The sequence below is a fragment of the Rhodococcus sp. 06-462-5 genome, assembly GCF_002258315.1.
Lineage (GTDB): Bacteria > Actinomycetota > Actinomycetes > Mycobacteriales > Mycobacteriaceae > Rhodococcoides.
This window is the reverse complement of record NZ_NOYD01000038.1, coordinates 250876-267658: the sequence shown is the minus strand read 5'-3', so window position 1 is coordinate 267658 and position 16783 is coordinate 250876. Positions and strand designations below refer to the sequence as shown.

At 64.5% G+C, this 16783-nt stretch carries 19 protein-coding genes; 1 reads left to right on the top strand and 18 read right to left on the bottom strand.

Translation table 11 applies throughout. From position 1 onward, the window contains the following. Positions 1 to 36: 36 nt before the first annotated feature. The 6 genes from CH251_RS18505 to rpsB form a co-directional block, all read right to left on the bottom strand. Positions 37 to 801, bottom strand: a complete 765-nt coding sequence (locus tag CH251_RS18505; RefSeq protein WP_094614392.1) for a class I SAM-dependent methyltransferase — start codon at positions 799 to 801, stop codon at positions 37 to 39. Further along, positions 774 to 1688, bottom strand: a complete 915-nt coding sequence (locus CH251_RS18500; RefSeq protein WP_094614391.1) for a phosphatidate cytidylyltransferase — start codon at positions 1686 to 1688, stop codon at positions 774 to 776. The genes CH251_RS18505 and CH251_RS18500 overlap by 28 nt, the downstream gene beginning before the upstream one ends. A 36-nt stretch (positions 1689 to 1724) precedes the next feature. Then, positions 1725 to 2282 (bottom strand): ribosome recycling factor, encoded by a 558-nt coding sequence (gene frr / locus CH251_RS18495; RefSeq protein WP_094614390.1) that lies wholly within the window; start codon positions 2280 to 2282, stop codon positions 1725 to 1727. 55 nt (positions 2283 to 2337) lie between these two features. Then, positions 2338 to 3066 (bottom strand): UMP kinase, encoded by a 729-nt coding sequence (pyrH, locus tag CH251_RS18490; protein WP_032397808.1) that lies wholly within the window; start codon positions 3064 to 3066, stop codon positions 2338 to 2340. 177 nt (positions 3067 to 3243) lie between these two features. After that, positions 3244 to 4068 carry a translation elongation factor Ts gene (gene tsf / locus CH251_RS18485; protein ID WP_094614389.1) on the bottom strand — a complete coding sequence of 275 codons (825 nt, stop codon included), beginning with the start codon at positions 4066 to 4068 and terminating at the stop codon, positions 3244 to 3246. Positions 4069 to 4228: 160 nt separating this feature from the next. Then, positions 4229 to 5119 (bottom strand): 30S ribosomal protein S2, encoded by an 891-nt coding sequence (gene rpsB / locus CH251_RS18480; protein WP_094614388.1) that lies wholly within the window; start codon positions 5117 to 5119, stop codon positions 4229 to 4231. A gap of 347 nt (positions 5120 to 5466) precedes the next feature. Between rpsB and CH251_RS18475 the strand changes: the two genes are divergently transcribed. Further along, positions 5467 to 5973, top strand: coding sequence for a M23 family metallopeptidase (locus CH251_RS18475; RefSeq protein ID WP_094614387.1), 507 nt, complete (start codon positions 5467 to 5469; stop codon positions 5971 to 5973). Positions 5974 to 5976: 3 nt separating this feature from the next. Here CH251_RS18475 and CH251_RS18470 read toward each other — a convergent pair whose 3' ends face one another. The 12 genes from CH251_RS18470 to CH251_RS18415 all read right to left on the bottom strand — a co-directional run bounded on the left by CH251_RS18470 (position 5977) and on the right by CH251_RS18415 (position 16758). Further along, the gene (locus tag CH251_RS18470) at positions 5977 to 7155 is read right to left on the bottom strand and encodes a MinD/ParA family protein (RefSeq protein ID WP_306436817.1); all 1179 of its coding nucleotides are present in this window, start codon (positions 7153 to 7155) and stop codon (positions 5977 to 5979) included. Between the two features lie 208 nt (positions 7156 to 7363). Next, entirely contained in the window at positions 7364 to 8290 is a 927-nt protein-coding gene (locus tag CH251_RS18465; RefSeq protein WP_094614386.1) for a tyrosine recombinase XerC, read from the bottom strand. A 69-nt stretch (positions 8291 to 8359) separates the two neighbouring features. Continuing rightward, a complete protein-coding gene (locus CH251_RS18460; protein ID WP_094614385.1) occupies positions 8360 to 9142 on the bottom strand; it encodes a siderophore-interacting protein in 783 nt (260 codons plus the stop codon). Positions 9143 to 9237: 95 nt separating this feature from the next. Then, on the bottom strand, positions 9238 to 10359 hold the full coding sequence (dprA, locus tag CH251_RS18455) for a DNA-processing protein DprA (RefSeq protein ID WP_094614384.1): 1122 nt from the start codon (positions 10357 to 10359) through the stop codon (positions 9238 to 9240). Beyond that, positions 10356 to 11861: a YifB family Mg chelatase-like AAA ATPase gene (locus CH251_RS18450; RefSeq protein WP_094614383.1), complete on the bottom strand. Its 1506-nt coding sequence runs from the start codon at positions 11859 to 11861 to the stop codon at positions 10356 to 10358. The genes dprA and CH251_RS18450 overlap by 4 nt, the downstream gene beginning before the upstream one ends. After that, on the bottom strand, positions 11861 to 12217 hold the full coding sequence (locus tag CH251_RS18445; RefSeq protein WP_094614526.1) for a YraN family protein: 357 nt from the start codon (positions 12215 to 12217) through the stop codon (positions 11861 to 11863). Before CH251_RS18445 ends, CH251_RS18450 begins: the two co-directional genes overlap by 1 nt. A 349-nt stretch (positions 12218 to 12566) precedes the next feature. Continuing rightward, entirely contained in the window at positions 12567 to 12911 is a 345-nt protein-coding gene (locus CH251_RS18440) for an Lsr2 family protein (RefSeq protein ID WP_037189646.1), read from the bottom strand. Positions 12912 to 13334: 423 nt separating this feature from the next. After that, on the bottom strand, positions 13335 to 13640 hold the full coding sequence (locus tag CH251_RS18435; RefSeq protein WP_008717288.1) for a DUF2469 domain-containing protein: 306 nt from the start codon (positions 13638 to 13640) through the stop codon (positions 13335 to 13337). A gap of 37 nt (positions 13641 to 13677) precedes the next feature. Then, positions 13678 to 14472 (bottom strand): ribonuclease HII, encoded by a 795-nt coding sequence (locus tag CH251_RS18430; RefSeq protein WP_094614382.1) that lies wholly within the window; start codon positions 14470 to 14472, stop codon positions 13678 to 13680. Then, positions 14469 to 15245 carry a signal peptidase I gene (gene lepB, locus CH251_RS18425; protein ID WP_094614381.1) on the bottom strand — a complete coding sequence of 259 codons (777 nt, stop codon included), beginning with the start codon at positions 15243 to 15245 and terminating at the stop codon, positions 14469 to 14471. Before lepB ends, CH251_RS18430 begins: the two co-directional genes overlap by 4 nt. 184 nt (positions 15246 to 15429) lie before the next feature. Further along, positions 15430 to 15771 carry a 50S ribosomal protein L19 gene (gene rplS, locus CH251_RS18420; protein WP_027496692.1) on the bottom strand — a complete coding sequence of 114 codons (342 nt, stop codon included), beginning with the start codon at positions 15769 to 15771 and terminating at the stop codon, positions 15430 to 15432. Between the two features lie 132 nt (positions 15772 to 15903). Next, the gene (locus CH251_RS18415) at positions 15904 to 16758 is read right to left on the bottom strand and encodes a hypothetical protein (protein ID WP_094614525.1); all 855 of its coding nucleotides are present in this window, start codon (positions 16756 to 16758) and stop codon (positions 15904 to 15906) included. Positions 16759 to 16783: the final 25 nt, after the last annotated feature.

Below are 16783 nucleotides of genomic sequence, written 5' to 3'. Positions count from 1 at the left end.
CAGTCGAGCTGCGTCGCCCCCAGTCCCACGGGCTCGCTAGCGCAGCTCGATTCCGGTCGGCTTGTATCGAACGTGAACTCGATACCGGACGTCGAACGAGACTCCGTCCACCGACTTCATGGCATCGCGCGCCACGCGTGGTCCGAACTCGATTCCCAGCACATCGCGCAGCATGCGTCGATTCGGAAACGACCATCTCGTGTCGACCCGGGTGAGCGCAAAACCCTGTGCCTCGAAGAACGCCTCGACCGTCGCCGGGTCGTAGTGCGGTAGATCGGCCCGCATCCAGTCCCCGTACGGCGACGCGGTTGCATCCAGATCCACGACGACCAACGCTCCTCCCGGCCGGAGTACTCGCATGGCGTCGACGATTCCCGGCCCGCAGCCCGGTCCGAAGAAGTACGCGGTGCGGGCATGGACGACGTCCACGGTGCCGGCGCCGATCGGGAGCGAGTCCGCCCGCGCGGTCCTCACCTCGACGTTCGGCAGGTCCGCAACTCGCGTTCTCGCAGCGTCAGCGAGTGGTTCGTGCGGCTCGATGCCCAGTACCCGTTCGGCGTCGGCCGCGAATATCGGAAGATGGAAACCGCTTCCGCAGCCCACGTCGACGATCGTCTTCGCTGTCCAGTCCGCGACGGACCTCATCGCGTCGAACAGAGCACCGTCGACGTCCTGAGCGCGGTTCTCCGCCTCGTACAGGTGCGGCCAATTCCAGATGTTCGGGCTGGGAATCACCCCGGTGAGATCACTGCGCACGCCTGAGAGCAGTCCGCTCAGAGGAGCACGGTGAAGACGAGCCATGCCACGAAAGCCGAGGGCAACAGCGAATCGAGCCTGTCCATGATGCCGCCGTGGCCGGGCAACAACGTGCCCATGTCCTTGATGCGGAGATCACGCTTGACCTGCGACTCGATCAGATCGCCCAACGTGCCGGTCACCACCAGCACCACTCCGAGAAGGATGCCGATCAGCGAATTGGCCTCGAGAATGAGCGTGACGGTCAGTAGACATCCGATGATGCAGAAGATGAGAGACCCGACGAGCCCCTCCCAGGACTTCTTCGGGCTGATAGCCGGTGCCATCGGGTGTTTTCCGAACAACACACCCGCGATGTAGCCGCCGATATCCGAGCACACGACGCCGATCACGAACACCAGGATGCGGCCTGCGCCGTTGTCCTGCAGCACCATCAGCACGGTGAACGAGGCCAACAGAGGCAGCCAACAGGCCACCAGGACGGTCACGGAGAGCTCTTCGAGATAGTTCTTGGGTGCGGTACCGAAACCTTGCCGCAGCAGCAGCCACACCATGCACACCACGACGGTGCCCACAGCGGCGCTGAGTACTCCGACGGCACCGAACGGCCAGCCCAGCCAGATCATGGCCTGACCGCCGAGAATCAGGGGGATGCGCGGAACCAGCACACCGCCCTCACGCAGGCGCTTGGACACCTCGTACGTCGCGACGGCCAACGCAATCGCAACGACACCGATCCACACCAGCGGGACGAACACGAGCACGAGAATCAACCCGATACCCAAACTGCCGCCGACGCCGATCGCGGCAGGCAGATTGCGGCCGGCTTTCCCGGCGGACTTCGCGGCAGCGACCCCGGACGAGGCAGCGGGCGTACCGCTGCCCTCCTGCCGATCCGGTCCCACCACTGTCGTCATCTCCTCGAAATTCATCGTCGTCCGTCGTGAAAAGCAGCTGTCGAGGTCGAGTCAGACCTCCATCAGCTCGCCCTCTTTGCGCTTGACGAGATCGTCCACGGAGGCGGTGTACTTCGCAGTGGTCTTGTCCAGATCGTTCTCGGCGCGGACGACCTCGTCCTCGCCTGCTTCGCCGTCCTTCTGGATTCGCTTGAGCTCTTCCATGGTCTTTCGGCGGACGTTGCGAATCGACACCTTTGCGTCCTCGCCCTTGCCCTTGGCCTGCTTGACGAATTCGCGACGACGTTCCTCGGTGAGCTGGGGAACTCCGATCCGAATGAGGTTGCCGTCGTTGGTGGGATTGACACCGAGGTCGGAGTTGCGAATAGCGGTTTCGATGGGTCCGAGCTGATTGGACTCGTACGGCTTGATGACCACCAGGCGCGCTTCGGGGACGCTGATACTGGCCAACTGAGTGATCGGCGTCGGAGCACCGTAGTACTCGATGACGATGCGGGAGAACATTCCGGGGTTGGCACGTCCGGTGCGAATCGAGGACAGATCGTCACGTGCAACCGATACGGCCTTTTCCATCTTCTCTTCGGCGTCGAAGAGAGCTTCGTCAATCACGATCTGTCCTCCATCGTCTTCGTCTTCGATTCGCTCACGTCACCGTCGGCAACGATCACGACGTGACCAGCGTGCCGATCTTCTCACCGGACACAGCGCGAGCAATATTTCCTTGAATCAGCAAATTGAACACCAGCATTGGCATCTGATTGTCCATGCACAGACTGAAGGCCGTTGCGTCGGCAACCTTGAGTCCCTGTTCGATGGCCTCGCGGTGCGTGATGGTGTCGAACATCGTCGCGTCGGGGTCGAGGCGCGGATCGGCCGAGTACACGCCGTCCACTGCCTTGGCCATCAACAACACCTCGGCACCGATTTCCAGTGCACGCTGCGCAGCGGTGGTGTCGGTGGAGAAGTACGGCATGCCCATGCCGGCTCCGAAGATCACCACGCGGCCCTTCTCCAGGTGCCGTCGAGCGCGGAGCGGAAGGTACGGCTCGGCGACCTGGCCCATCGTGATTGCCGTCTGCACCCTGGTGGCAACGCCTTGCTTCTCCAGGAAGTCCTGCAGCGCAAGACAATTCATGACGGTACCGAGCATGCCCATGTAGTCCGAGCGAGACCTGTCCATACCGCGCTGCTGCAGTTCGGCACCACGGAAGAAATTGCCACCGCCGATCACCACGGCGACCTGAACCCCGGTGGCCACCACCTCGGCGATCTGTTCGGCAACATTGTTCACGACATCCGGATCGAGACCGACCTGGCCGCCTCCGAACATCTCCCCACCCAGTTTGAGCATCACGCGTCGGAACCCGGGACGGTCAGGGGCCGGATCGGTCATAGCTCTCCTCGGTACTCGTCGAACACTACGGTTTCCTCTTGGATCATCCTGCCCTATCGAGGCCCGGGTGGTGGACAGGGCTCCGGCATGCACACCCACCTGCCCCGCGCACGAGCGATGCCGCCCACTCGATGGAATCGAATGAACGGCATCGCCTCGACCGAACCGGTGCGCAGACTAGCTGGCACCGACCTCGAACCGCGAGAAGCGCGTGATGGTCACGCCGGCCTCGTCGAGAATGGCCTTGACGGTCTTGTTGCCGTCCTGCACCGACTTCTGCTCGGTGAGAACGACGTCCTTGAAGAATCCGTTGACGCGACCTTCGACGATCTTCGGCAGTGCCTGCTCCGGCTTGCCTTCTTCGCGAGCGGTCTCCTCGGCGATGCGACGCTCGGCGGCAACCAGGTCCTCGGGGACCTCCTCGCGCGTGACGTACTTGGCCTTGAGGGCCGCGATCTGCATCGCAGCAGCGCGCGCAGCATCGCCCGCGGCATCGCCGTCACCGGTGTACTCGACCAGCACGCCGACTGCAGGCGGCAGGTCCGCGCTGCGCTTGTGCAGGTACGTCGCGGTGTTTCCGTCGTAGGACACGACGCGACGCAGCTCGAGCTTCTCGCCGATCTTGGCCGACAGCTCGTTCAGAGCCGTTTCGACTGTCTTGCCGTTCAGGTCGAGCGCCTTGAGGGCGTCGACGTCGGCCGGCTTGCCTGCTGCAGCCGTGGCCGCAACGGACGCGGCGAACGTCTGGAACTCGTCGTTCTTGGCCACGAAGTCGGTTTCGGAGTTGATCTCCACGAGCACTCCACCCTCGGCGGCGACGAGGCCTTCGGCGGTGTTGCGCTCGGCGCGCTTGCCGACGTCCTTGGCACCCTTGATACGCAGGTACTCGACGGCCTTGTCGTAGTCGCCGTCGTTCTCGGCGAGTGCGTTCTTGCAGTCCATCATTCCGGAGCCGGTGAGCTCACGGAGCCGCTTGACGTCGGCGGCAGTGTAGTTCGCCATCGTGGGCGAGCCTCCTCAAAAGTCTGGGTACGGGCGTTGACGAAAAATGCTGTTCTCAGGGCGTGATCGACGGGCCCACAACGGAGCCGGACCGACCACAACCCTGACATACCGAAGCGGCCCCGGCCCACCCCTGAGGGTGAACCGGGACCGAATTCGATCAAGCCTGAGCGGCCGGGGCTTCTTCTGCTGCCGGTGCTTCTTCTGCTGCCGGGGCATCGGCTGCGGGAGCCTCGGCTGCCGGAGCATCTGCTGCGGGGGCGTCGGCTGCCGGTGACGCCTGAGCGAGCTGCTCGAGCTCCCACTCGGCGAGGGGCTCGCCTGCGCCGACCTCGGGCTTGGCGTCGGATGCAGTGTTCTGACCCGCGCGAGCCTGCACGCCCTCGGCGACTGCGGATGCGACGACCTTGGTCAGCAGCGCAGCGGAACGGATCGCGTCGTCGTTACCCGGGATCGGGTAGTCGACCACGTCGGGATCGCAGTTGGTGTCGAGGATCGCGATGACCGGGATGTTCAACTTGCGCGCCTCGGCAACCGCGAGATGCTCCTTGTTGGTGTCGACGATCCAGATGGCCGACGGGACCTTGGACATGTCCCGGATGCCACCGAGGGTGCGGTCGAGCTTGGTCATCTCACGCGTGAGCATGAGGATTTCCTTCTTGGTGCGTCCCTCGAAGCCACCGGTCTGCTCCATGGCCTCGAGCTCCTTGAGGCGGAGCAGACGCTTGTGCACCGTCTGGAAGTTGGTGAGCATGCCACCGAGCCAGCGCTGGTTCACGTAGGGCATGCCCACGCGGGTTGCCTCAGCGGCGATGGACTCCTGTGCCTGCTTCTTGGTACCGACGAACAGAACCGTGCCGTTGTGGGCGACGGTCTCCTTGACGAACTCGTAGGCCTTGTCGATGAAGGTCAGAGTCTGCTGCAAGTCGATGATGTAGATGCCGTTGCGGTCGGTGAAGATGAATCGCTTCATCTTCGGGTTCCAGCGACGGGTCTGGTGTCCGAAGTGTGTGCCGCTGTCGAGCAGCTGCTTCATTGTTACTACAGCCATGGCTGAAGAACTCTCTTTCGATGGTGCGGTTGACGCAGAGTGTCGGTGACCTCTGCCCTGGCGCCCGCTGAAGTTGCCGGACCTGACATCACGGAGATCTCAGGACCGCCGACAACCGGTTCTCGTATCGGTGATTCTGCTCGGAGCAGACGATGCGATGGAAGCGGACGCGCGAAGTCGACCCGTGCACGCACAGGCCGCAAGTGACGAGTGTAGACCTGCCACCGCCCTCGTCATAACCAGGCCCGACTGTCAAGAGTTTCCGGGGCCTGTGGACAAAGAAATTCCTTGTCCACAAATCCCCTCAGGGTTCGTCCGGTCGGTCGAATCCAGGAGATGGTCGACGGGTGAACATCTCTCTCCCGAGCCGCGCACTCGCGGTGTGCCTCGCGACCACGGTAGCGCTCTCGACGCCGGTCGCATCGGCGCAGCAAGGCGCATTCGCCTGGCCGCTGCAGCCGAGGCCGCAGGTCGTCACCCCCTTCGACCGTCCCGAGCAGAATTGGCTACCGGGCCACCGTGGTGTCGACCTCGCCGCCCGCGAGGGCCAGTCGGTACTGGCCGTCGCCGACGGCACCGTGGTGTTCGCCGGGTCGGTCGCGGGCAAGCCCGTCGTATCCGTTGATCATCCGGGCGGACTGAGATCGACGTACGAACCGGTGCTGGCCTCGATTGCCCCGGGCGCGCGGGTTCGGCGAGGGACCGTGCTGGGTTCGTTGGTGTCGGGGCACGAGAGCTGCTCGTCGACGTGCCTTCACTGGGGCATACGACGTGGCCGCGACTATCTCGATCCCACGGCGTTGGTGCGCGCGAGTCCGATCAGGTTGAAACCACTCGACGACAAAGGTAGGTGATCGTCAGCGCTGTTGGCCGGAGTGTCTGCCGGACGCCGCGGGAAAGTCGTCGGCCACCATGGCGGCGAGTTCGATGAACGCGCTTCGAGTCTGGGGACGCAACTGATCCAGATCGACCACGGCTCCCTCGGCGAGGTGCTCGTCGAACGGAACCACCAGCACGGCGCGACAGCGCTCGAGGAAGTGCTGCTGCAGCAGGTTCATGTCCACCGCCGACGAACCCGGGCGGACCGAGCTGATCACCACCACGGTGCGCTCGACAAGATGGCCGTAGCCGTGCAGCTCGAGCCAGTCCAGCGTCGCTGCAGCGCTGCGAGCACCGTCGACCGCTGGCGAGCTGACCAGTACCAGCGCGTTCGCCAGTTGCAGCACCCCGTTCATCGCCGAGTGCATGATCCCGGTACCGCAGTCGGTAAGGATCAGGTTGTAGTACACCTGCAGCATGTCGATGACGGCGCGGTAGTCCTCCTCACCGAACATCTCCGATGCGGCGGGGTCGCGCTCGCCGGCCAGCACCTCGAGTCGACTCGGTGCCTGCGAGGTGTGCTCGCGGATGTCGGAGTAGCGACGAATGTGCGGTGCGGCGGCCAGCAGATCACGCACGGTCGACGACGTCTGACGTGGAACTCGCTCCCCCAGGGTGCCGAAGTCGGGGTTCGCGTCCACCGCGATGACGCAATCTCCGCGCAGCGACGCGAACGTCGAGCCGAGACCGAGAGTGGTGGTCGTCTTGCCGACGCCACCCTTGAGTGACAGGAACGCGATCCGGTAATCGCCGAGCACCGGCTGCCGAATTCGTTCGACCTGGTTTCGGTACCGCTCTTCCGCCGTCGATTCGCCAGGGTTGATGACCCCGCCGGTGAGCCGGTGCACCCCTCGCCGCCAACCCGAGTTGGCCACTCGCTTGGGACGCTTGAGCAACGAATCCGCGCCCAGATCCTGGCTGTTGGGTCGATAGGCGTTGGGTGCCCCCGACCACGGTTGCGGCGACCATCGATCGGGCTGCGTCCGAGGATCCTCGGTGTGCGGCGGCACCGGCAGGTACCGGTCCTGCTGGACGGCCGGCGGCCCGGGCTCGAGCGGCACCGGCGGGTTGTACCGCGGTGGCAGGGGTTGCCGGTCGCCCGAGTCGGGTGTCTGCCAGGGTGGCGGCTGCCGAGGCGTCGAGCGGGGAGTGGACATCGGATCCGACGATACGGGCCCGTTGCTGTCGTCGCGTGCGCTGTCCGAACGACCAGCGGGATTCCGACGATCGGCAGCAGAGCCGTTGCGGACATGCATGGACCACGTCTCCGAAGTACCTTGCGGTCGGTCGCGGTCCACGGTCCCCCGTATTCGGTGTAGTCAGTCGGACACGACGCTACCAAACGTTGTGCCGCCGACGCTCGGCTCACGCTCGGGGATGAGCTTGATCGTGCACGGCTCGTAGCCGTTCGACCGAGACGTGTGTGTAGATCTGAGTGGTCGCCAGCGAGGCGTGGCCGAGCAGCTCCTGCACCACCCTCAGATCGGCTCCTCCTTCGAGCAGGTGAGTTGCCGCGGTATGCCGTAGGCCGTGCGGGCCGAGGCTGGGACCACCGGGAACGGTCTCGAGTACCGCGTGTACCGCCGTTCTGGCCTGCCGTTGATCGAGCCGTCCACCTCGACGTCCCAACAGCAACGCCGCACCGGATCGATCACCGGCCAGTTCGGGTCTGCCGCTGACCAGCCAGTTCTCGACCGCATGCGCTGCCGGTGCACCGTACGGAGCCGAGCGTTCCTTGTTGCCCTTGCCGATCACTCGAATCAGGCGGCGATCGGTGTCCACATCGTCGACGTCGAGTCCGCACAGCTCTCCGACGCGCACCCCGGTTGCGTAGAGCAATTCGACGATGAGCCTGTCCCGTAGCGCGATGGGATCGAGCTCGGCGGCACCGGATTCGGCGGCGGCCAACGCGTGCGCCGCCTGGCTGTGGCGAAGAACACCGGGCAGCGTGCGGTGGCCGGCGGGTCCGGCCAGGCGTTCCGCCGGCGCTGCCGTCACCGCTCCCACGCGTTCGAGCCACTTCCCGAAGGTCCTCGCCGACGAGGTTCGTCTCGCCATCGACGTTCTGGCCGAGCCGGCGGCCGAGTGCGCGGCCAGCCACGAACGCACCGCACGGAGGTCGAGGTCGGCGATCGTCGCATCCGGTGAGGACTCAGCGAAGTGCGCGAGCAACGAACGAGCATCGGAGACGTAGGCCCGGATGGTGTGCTCCGATCGCTCTCGACCGAGTCGCAGGTGCTCGGCGAACTCCTCGACGTGAATGTCGAGGTGCGGCGGCAGCGAATCGGTCACCGGCTCAGCTTGGGCGCTGGCAGGCTCAGCGACAACCGGACACGCCGTCCGAGGTGGGTTGTCGCCGGATCAGGCGTCGACACCGGATTCGGCCTGTGCGAGTTCGCGCTTCCACACTCGGAATGTCTCCTCGGTCCGGCCGCGACGCCAATAGCCCGAGATCGAGGCCCACTCGGCTCCGACTCCGCGCTCCTTACGGATGTAGGGCCGGATGTTGTGCATGACGGCCTGCGCTTCTCCGTGCACGAAGACCTGCGCTTGCCCCGGAAGCCATTCCGTTTCCTTCACCGCCGCGATCAGCGGCGCGTTGTCTCCGGCCCGGTCGTCGCCGACCTCGTTCGAGGACGCACCCCGGTGGACCCAGGTCACATCCACGACGGCGAGAGTCTCCATGTAGATCTCGTCGTGCCGGTCGGCGACTTCGATGAAAACCTTGGCGACGGCGTCTTCCGGGAGCGCCTCGACGGCAGCCGAGATCGCCGGAATCGCCGATTCGTCGCCGGCGAACAAGTGCCAGTCCGCATCGGGGCGCGGGGCGTACCCACCGGACGGGCCGAAGAACGACATCTCGTCTCCCGGCTTCGCCCGAGTGGCCCACGGCCCGGCGACTCCCTCGTCTCCGTGCACCACGAAGTCGATGGCGATCTCCCGCGCGGCGGTGTCGACCGAGCGAACGGTGTACGTGCGCATGATCGGTTCGTCATCGGTGCCGAAGAACAACTTGACGTAGGCATCGGTCTCGTCGATTGCATCGAAGTCGTCGAAGTCGGCCCCACCCAGGTAGACCCGGTGCATGTGCGGGGTGAGCGCCTCGGTGCGCAGGACGGACAGGGTGGTTTTCTTGCGTGGCACTTCGGACCCCTCTTCGAGCGAACGACGCCGATACCCGATGCATCGACTAAGCATTACCTAACACCCTACCGTTCGGGCTCGAAGTCGTGGTGCGCTCATCCACGCACCACGCGGAACCATCCGGTCTCGTCGCTGGCCACGAATCCGTCCATCTCCAAGACCGGCAGGGATGCGCGCACCTTGCTCAGCGGCACACCGGAGTGCTCGGACAACTCTCGACTCGACAGTGATCCGGTCGCCGGCAACGCGTCGTAGATCAACAGGGCGGTGTCCGAGAGCGCATCGGTCTCGCGAAAGAGCTCGGGCCGAGACTCCTCCAGCGACCCGAGTGCGCCCGCCTCGGCGACCACGTCGTGAGAGCTCGACACCAGCACGGCCTCGCCGTCCCGGATCATGCGGTGACAACCCGTGGACGTGGGCGAGGTGACCGGCCCCGGGACCGCCAGCACCGGCCGACCGAGTTTCGCTGCCCACGCCGCCGTGTTGCGCGCACCGCTGCGCCACCCGGCCTCGACGACCACCACAGCCGATCCGAGTGCCGCGACGAGCCTGTTGCGAGCGAGGAAGCGATGCTTCGCCGGGGTCGTGCCCGGCGCGTACTCGCTGAGAACCAGACCGTGAGCAGCGATCTGCCGCAGTAGCCGCGAGTGGCCCGCTGGATACGCACGATCGACGCCACAGGCGAGTACCGCCATCGTCGTCCCCTCGACTCCGAGAGCCGCTCGATGTGCCGCGGCATCGATACCGAACGCCGCTCCCGAGATGATGGTCCAGCCGTCGAGCGCCAGATCGGAGGATATCTCCGCCGTCACATGATCACCGTAGGGACTCGATGCGCGAGTCCCGACGATGGACACCGACCGCTCGGTGATCGTTGCCACCGGCCGAGTTCCCAGCGCCCACAACGCAATCGGCGCACAGGTGTCCACCCCTGCGGTCATACCCGGTCCGTCGAATCCGAGGAAGCGCCACGCCGGCCACTCGTCGTCGTCCGGCGTGATCAACCGGCCACCGAGCGCACCGATGTGATCGAGGTCCGCTGCCGCAGTGTCGATGTGGGCGCGAACTGCGAGCCGCTCCCCCAACCCACCGGCTCGCACTGCTTCTGCCGTCGATTCGGGACCGTGCGCTGCGGCGTGATCGACCACCGGTCGATGCGGGCCCTGCGCCACCCGAGAGAGGTACGCCCAAGCGAGTCGGCGTGTGTCGTGTGTCATGCCACTCCCCTGTCCCGGAAGTCCAACGCGGCTCCGACCTCGTCGGCACCGGGGACCGAGCCACCGGCGAGATCGTTCAGCGTCCACGCCACCCGAATGGCGCGGTCTGCGCCGCGTGCGGTGAGCGATCCGTTGCGCAACGCACGCTCGACCGGAGCGAGCGTCGAGCGCGCCAATCGAAATCGTTGCCGCAGAGCGGGTCCCGGAACCTCCGCATTGGTCCTCCACCCAAACTCCCGCCACCGCTCCGCAGCGGCGTCCCTGGCCCCGGTCACGCGCGCGCGAATCTCACTCGTGCCCTCCCCCACCTCGTCGACCAGTGCGCCCGTCGCGACACCCATCATCTGAATGCGCAGATCGACACGGTCCAGCAACGGCCCGGACAGCTTGCCGAGATACTTGCGTCGCGCTGTGGGCGGGCAGACGCAGTCGACCTGCCGCGCAGGCGCACACGGGCACGGATTGGCGGCGAGAACCAACTGAAATCTGGCCGGATACCTGGCCACACCGTCGCGCCGAGCAATGCGAATCTCGCCGTCCTCCAACGGAGTACGCAAGGCCTCGAGTACCCGAACGCTCATCTCGGCGCATTCGTCCAGAAACAGAACTCCGCGGTGTGCGCGGCTGACCGCTCCCGGTTTGGCCATTCCGGTTCCGCCCCCGACCAAGGCGCTCACCGAAGTCGAATGGTGTGGCGCGATGAACGGCGGCGACGTGATCAGAGGCCGCGCCGTGGTCAACAGGCCCGCCACCGAGTGGATCGCTGTCACTTCGAGCGCTTCCGATTCGGTCAGCGGCGGGAGAATTCCCGGAAGACGTTGCGCGAGCATAGTTTTTCCGATTCCCGGTGGCCCGGTCAGCATGATGTGATGTGCGCCTGCCGCGGCGACCTCCAGGGCCCATCGCGCGTCGGCCTGTCCGGCCACATCACTGAGATCCGGGTAGACCTCCTCGTGCCATTCGGTCGGAATGGGTGATTCGAGGGCCTGCTCACCACGAAGCCACGCCACCACGTCCCCGAGCGAACCTGCGCCCAACACCTCGATTCCGTCCACCAGACCCGCTTCGGGCAGACACTGCAGCGGAACGATCACCCGCTGCCAACCCGCCTTCTTGACCGCGAGCACCCCGGGCAGGACTCCACGAACTGCACGCAGCCTGCCATCGAGTGCCAATTCACCCAGAAAGACGGTCTCGGAAAGACATCCGCGCGGAATCGCCTTCGCGGCATCGAGAACCGACAATGCGAGGGCCAGGTCGTACACCGATCCGCCCTTGGGCAACGTTGCCGGCGACAGCGCGAGAATCACCCGGCTGTCCGGCCACGTGCCACCCGAGTTCTTCACCGCTGCTTTGACCCGATCACGTGATTCGTTGAGAGCAGTGTCGGGCAACCCGACCAGATGCGTACCGGGCAGGCCCTGCCCGATATCTGCTTCGATTTCCACCAGCACGCCGTCGACCCCGTTGACCGCCACCGAGTGGGCTCGTCCGAGTGGCATCAGAACGCGGACCGAACGTGCGTGATGACCGGGTCGTCGTGGCGACCGACCACTATTGCGATCACGTCGAACCTGATCTGCACCCACGGCCCCTGCTGCAGAGAAAGCCACCGCAGCGCGAGCCCTCTGATTCGAGTTTGCTTCGTGTACGTCACCGCTTCGGCTGGCGTTCCGTATCCGATTCCCGATCGAGTCTTCACTTCGACGAACACCACCGTGTCGCCGTCGCGCGCAATGATGTCGAGTTCACCGGATCGGTGCCGCCAGTTCCGCTCGATCACCTCGAGGCCGATGTCCTCTAGATGACGCACCGCAAGTTCCTCACCGCGGGCACCGAGTTCCTGGTTGGTTGCCATGTCCGCCATTCCTCCACTCTCCGACCGCGCATTACGGCCGATTCGGTCGTATCGACGGTGGCACGACCCGAAAGGGAAGAAGCGAAGAAAGCGCAGGTGGAAGATTGCCCTGTGGACAACTACTCGACTGTGGATCGACGGTCCGATTATCACCGGCCGTTCGTCCGCTGTGTCGGACCGCTTTGCTAGGGCTCGAGGGTGTCCGAGCAACCGGGTGAGTGCAGCCCCGATACGCAAAAAGCTCCGTCCGAATTCGGACGGAGCTGATGCGGTGTGGCGGTACGAAAAACGACAGTACCGATACGGAACACGGCGGTGCCGAGACTTCAGGTCTCGTTGGCGAGGAAGGTCAGTGAGCAGCCTCGTAGGCCGCCTGCACATCCTGGCTGATGCGACCACGGGCACTGACCTCGTGGCCGTTCTCGCGTGCCCACGCTCGAATGTCCTGCAGATCGACCTTGCCCCGAACCGGTGCTGCCGCAGCGCCGCCCTTACGGGTGCGGCGTCCGGAAATCTTCTCGGCATGCTCGATCCAGAATGCCAACTGTTCGTGCAATTCGTTGGCATGCTTGAGATTCAAATCGATGCGGTACTGGTTTCCACCGATGCCGAATTCGATGGATTCACCTTGGCCGTCTTTGATGACCGATCCGTCTACATCGTCGATCATCTGCACAAGTGTCTTGCGTGCCATCTCGTACCTCTTACACGTCTGGGGGATGTGATATTCAAGTTCTACCACCCATTCTCGTATTCACGCAAAGAACTGCAGGTGTTTCGCACCGTGTCGAATCGACGAATATCGGTGCAGAAATTGATCAGCTTTTGGAGTGAGTAATCGATGAAATCGAATAGCGTTGTTGCGCAACCGGTTTCACGGTGACGACCCACGTGCACCGTTGGACCGAGAACGAATTTCCGCGACATCGAGCACGGAAACAGAACATGCGGACCGATTTGGCCGGGTGTCCAGCTTTTCGTGGGGCAATACAACCGGAGCTTCGACGATCGCATCGAATCAGGCGGTTCGCAGCCCGCCGCTCCGACGCCGGGTGTGGCGCGTTCACTCGCGTCCGATGCTCGGGAGCGTCAGCGAGTCCGCACCGGACGAGGAGAGCTATTCCGGCAGACGAAGATCTGGTTTGTCCAACTCTTCGATGTTGACGTCCTTGAAGGTGATCACCCGGACATGCTTGACGAAACGGGCGGGGCGATACATGTCCCACACCCACGAGTCGGACATTCGCAATTCGAAGTAGATTTCACCGTCGGCGTTGTGCGGAATGAGTTCGACAGAGTTCGCCAGATAGAACCGTCGCTCGGTTTCGACGACGTAGTTGAACTGACCCACGATGTCCCGGTACTCGCGATACAGCGAGAGCTCCATCTCGGTTTCGTACTTTTCGAGATCTTCGGCACTCATCGGTCTCTTTCATCCTCCAGTCGCGCGTGAACAGCAATCATCGCGCACCTGCGTCGCGGCAGTCCATTCGCCCCACGGCGTCGACCCCGGGAGTGGAGCCTGCGGAACGACCCTCAGACAAATCACGAGAGAGCCCTGCGGCCGCCGCTGCGACATTTGCGTAGGACATTCGATGTTCGCTGCTGGGCCCGAGAGCGGTCATCGCGGCGGAATGCGCGCGCGTGCTGTACCCCTTGTGCACGGCGAATCCGTAGCCGGGAATGGTCTCGTCCAGCTGCACCATCAATCGATCCCGGGAGACCTTCGCCAGCACGCTCGCCGCAGCGATGCACGCTGCGGTGGCGTCGCCGCCGATCACCGGTAACGACGGAACCGGAAGACCGGGTACCCGAAAGCCGTCGGTGAGTACATAACCCGGGGTCATGCCGAGCCCGGCGACCGCGCGTCGCATTCCTTCGATGTTCGCCACGTGGACTCCGATGCGGTCGACCTCCGCCGCGTCGATCGACACCACGCTCCACGCCAGTGCCAGCCTCTGGATCTTGGGAAAGAGTTCCTCGCGCCGTCGCTCGGTCAACTTCTTCGAGTCGTCGAGGTCCGCGAGAGATGCATGAGCCCGCGCACCGAGAACACACGCTGCAACGGTCAGCGGACCGGCGCACGCTCCTCTTCCCGCTTCGTCGACTCCCGCGACCGGTCCGAGACCGCCGCGCTCGAGCGCCGATTCCATCGTCCGCAAGCCGGCCGCTCGTCGGATGATCGGACGCGGTGGCCACGACGACCGAGTCAATGTTGCGCGCGCACGCGGCGCACGTCGGGGGGTTGCCGTCATCGACCCTGGATGTCGGGAGAATCCAGGATGCCGGTTCGTGACGGCGGCAGCGCGATGAACACGGCCTTACCGATCACGTTGTCGAGGGGAACGGTTCCGGTGAACTCGTCGGTGACGTGATACCGAGAATCTCGCGAGTTGCTCCTGTTGTCACCCATGACCCAGACGTTGCCTTCCGGCACCGTGACGGGGTCGAAGCAACGTCCGGACTTCAGCTCGGTGTCGCACGTCATCGTGCCCGGAGTGAACGGAAAGTCCATCTGAATGTACGGCTCGTCCAACGGCTGACCGTCGACGAGAACTCGACCCTGGTCGTCGCAGCATTCGACGGTCTGACCGCCGACGGCGATGACGCGCTTGACCAGATCGTTCTCGTCAGGAGCGACAACGCCGATCAGAGAGCCGACTTCCTGTGCCCCGCGAATCACCGCATTGTCGGACCGCTGTGACACGAATTCGTCGTTCCACGAATCGGGACCGCGGAAGACGACGATGTCGCCGGGCTCGGGGTCGCCGAACCGGTATCCGATCTTCTCCACCACGATGCGGTCACCGGTGCAGCCGGTGCAGCCGTGCAGGGTCGGCTCCATCGATTCGGACGGGATCAGATACACCCGGGCAACGAACGTCTGGAGCAGGAAACTCAGTACCAGCGCTACCAGAATGAGAATGGGAAGCTCACGCCAGAACGATCGGGGCTTGCGTTCCCGACGCTTCTTCCGTGAAGACTCGTCGTCGGGCTCGTCGGTTGGATCCTGTGGGGACTGCGTCACGTGATCAGGTTAGCCGGAACCGTCGCCCGCACGGCCGGACGGTCTGCGCATGGGCGGTTCGCGGCTGTCGATCCGCTCGTCGGCCGGGAGAAACGCGGGACGAGCGTGGACGAAAAGCACGATGCCGCGTCGCCCTGACGGGCAACGCGGCATGGTGTGAACTGATGTGTCCGGGCGGAACCGGTCAGCGCTTTTCCTTGATCTTGGCGGCCTTGCCACGCAGATCGCGGAGGTAGTAGAGCTTGGCGCGACGGACGTCACCACGGGTCAGGACCTCGAACTGCGCGATGTTGGGGCTGTGCACCGGGAAGGTGCGTTCGACGCCGACGCCGAACGAGACCTTGCGGACCGTGAACGTTTCGCGAACGCCACCGCCCTGACGTCGGATGACGACGCCCTTGAAGATCTGAATGCGCTCCTTCGAGCCTTCGATGACCTTGACGTGCACGTTCAGCGTGTCGCCGGGGCGGAAATCGGGGATGTCGCTACGCAGCGACTGATTGTCGAGAAAGTCCAGAGTGTTCATCGGTTGTGCCATCCTTGCGTTCTGCGCATGAGTAGAGGAACCGAGCGGCTCGCTGATGCAACGGCTCGACTGGTTCGTACTCCGAGTGAGGTCCGTGCCTGCTAGAGGCAACCCGACCATTGTGCCAGACCATCAGGCGTTCGACGAAATCGGCGCTTCTCGGCCTGCAACCGTCTCGCTCGCCATCGGCGCAGGTAGGACCGTCCGCGCCAATTCGTGCTCGGTGGCCTCACGTGCATGCACGATGCTCGGCTTGCCTGCGATCGCGTCCTGGAGATAGATCTTGGCCCGGATGATCGGCCGTCGCCACCGCTTCTCTCGGCGCAGAGCGCGTTCCATCTTCTTCGGCCTGGTGGTGTAGCGCCACCTCGCCCACGGTGCGCTCGGCCTGCTCAACCGCACTGCGGCCAGAACGAGGATCGGCAGGACGAACAGCCCGAGGAGTCCGGTCCAGATCTTGCCCTTGAGCAGAACGATGACACCGAGCGCGAGATTGGCCAGGGCCAACACCGCCAGGGTGCCACGCACCCACGGGTCGGGATCGGCCCGGAAATCGGCCGGGCTGAGCAACTCCAGGGGGTGGAAGCCGAGCAGCAGCAGGCCGGTGAACGCCACTGCCGCGAACACGGCGTCCACCGACGTGCGGCCCTGTTCGGACCAGTAGACATCACGGAGATAGAAGATCAACGCGAACTCGTCGAGGACGAGAGCCGCGCCGATGCCGAAGATCGCCGCCAACGCCGCGCCGACCGACTCGGAACCGTCGACGTACACCGCGATCAAGCCGATCCCCGCCAGCAGCATCAGCACGATTCCGAACACGACGTGGTGGATGTGCTGACCCCCGGGCGTGATGTTTCCCGGCCACCATTTCACGTCTGCGCGAATCATCCTGACGCTGAGGCGGATCAGTAGAAATCCCGCCAACAGCCCCAGCAGGAAACACAGCAGCGGCAGGCGGCCGTGATCGATGACCCCGTGCTGCAACCACCTCACGTGTGCCTCACGTCCT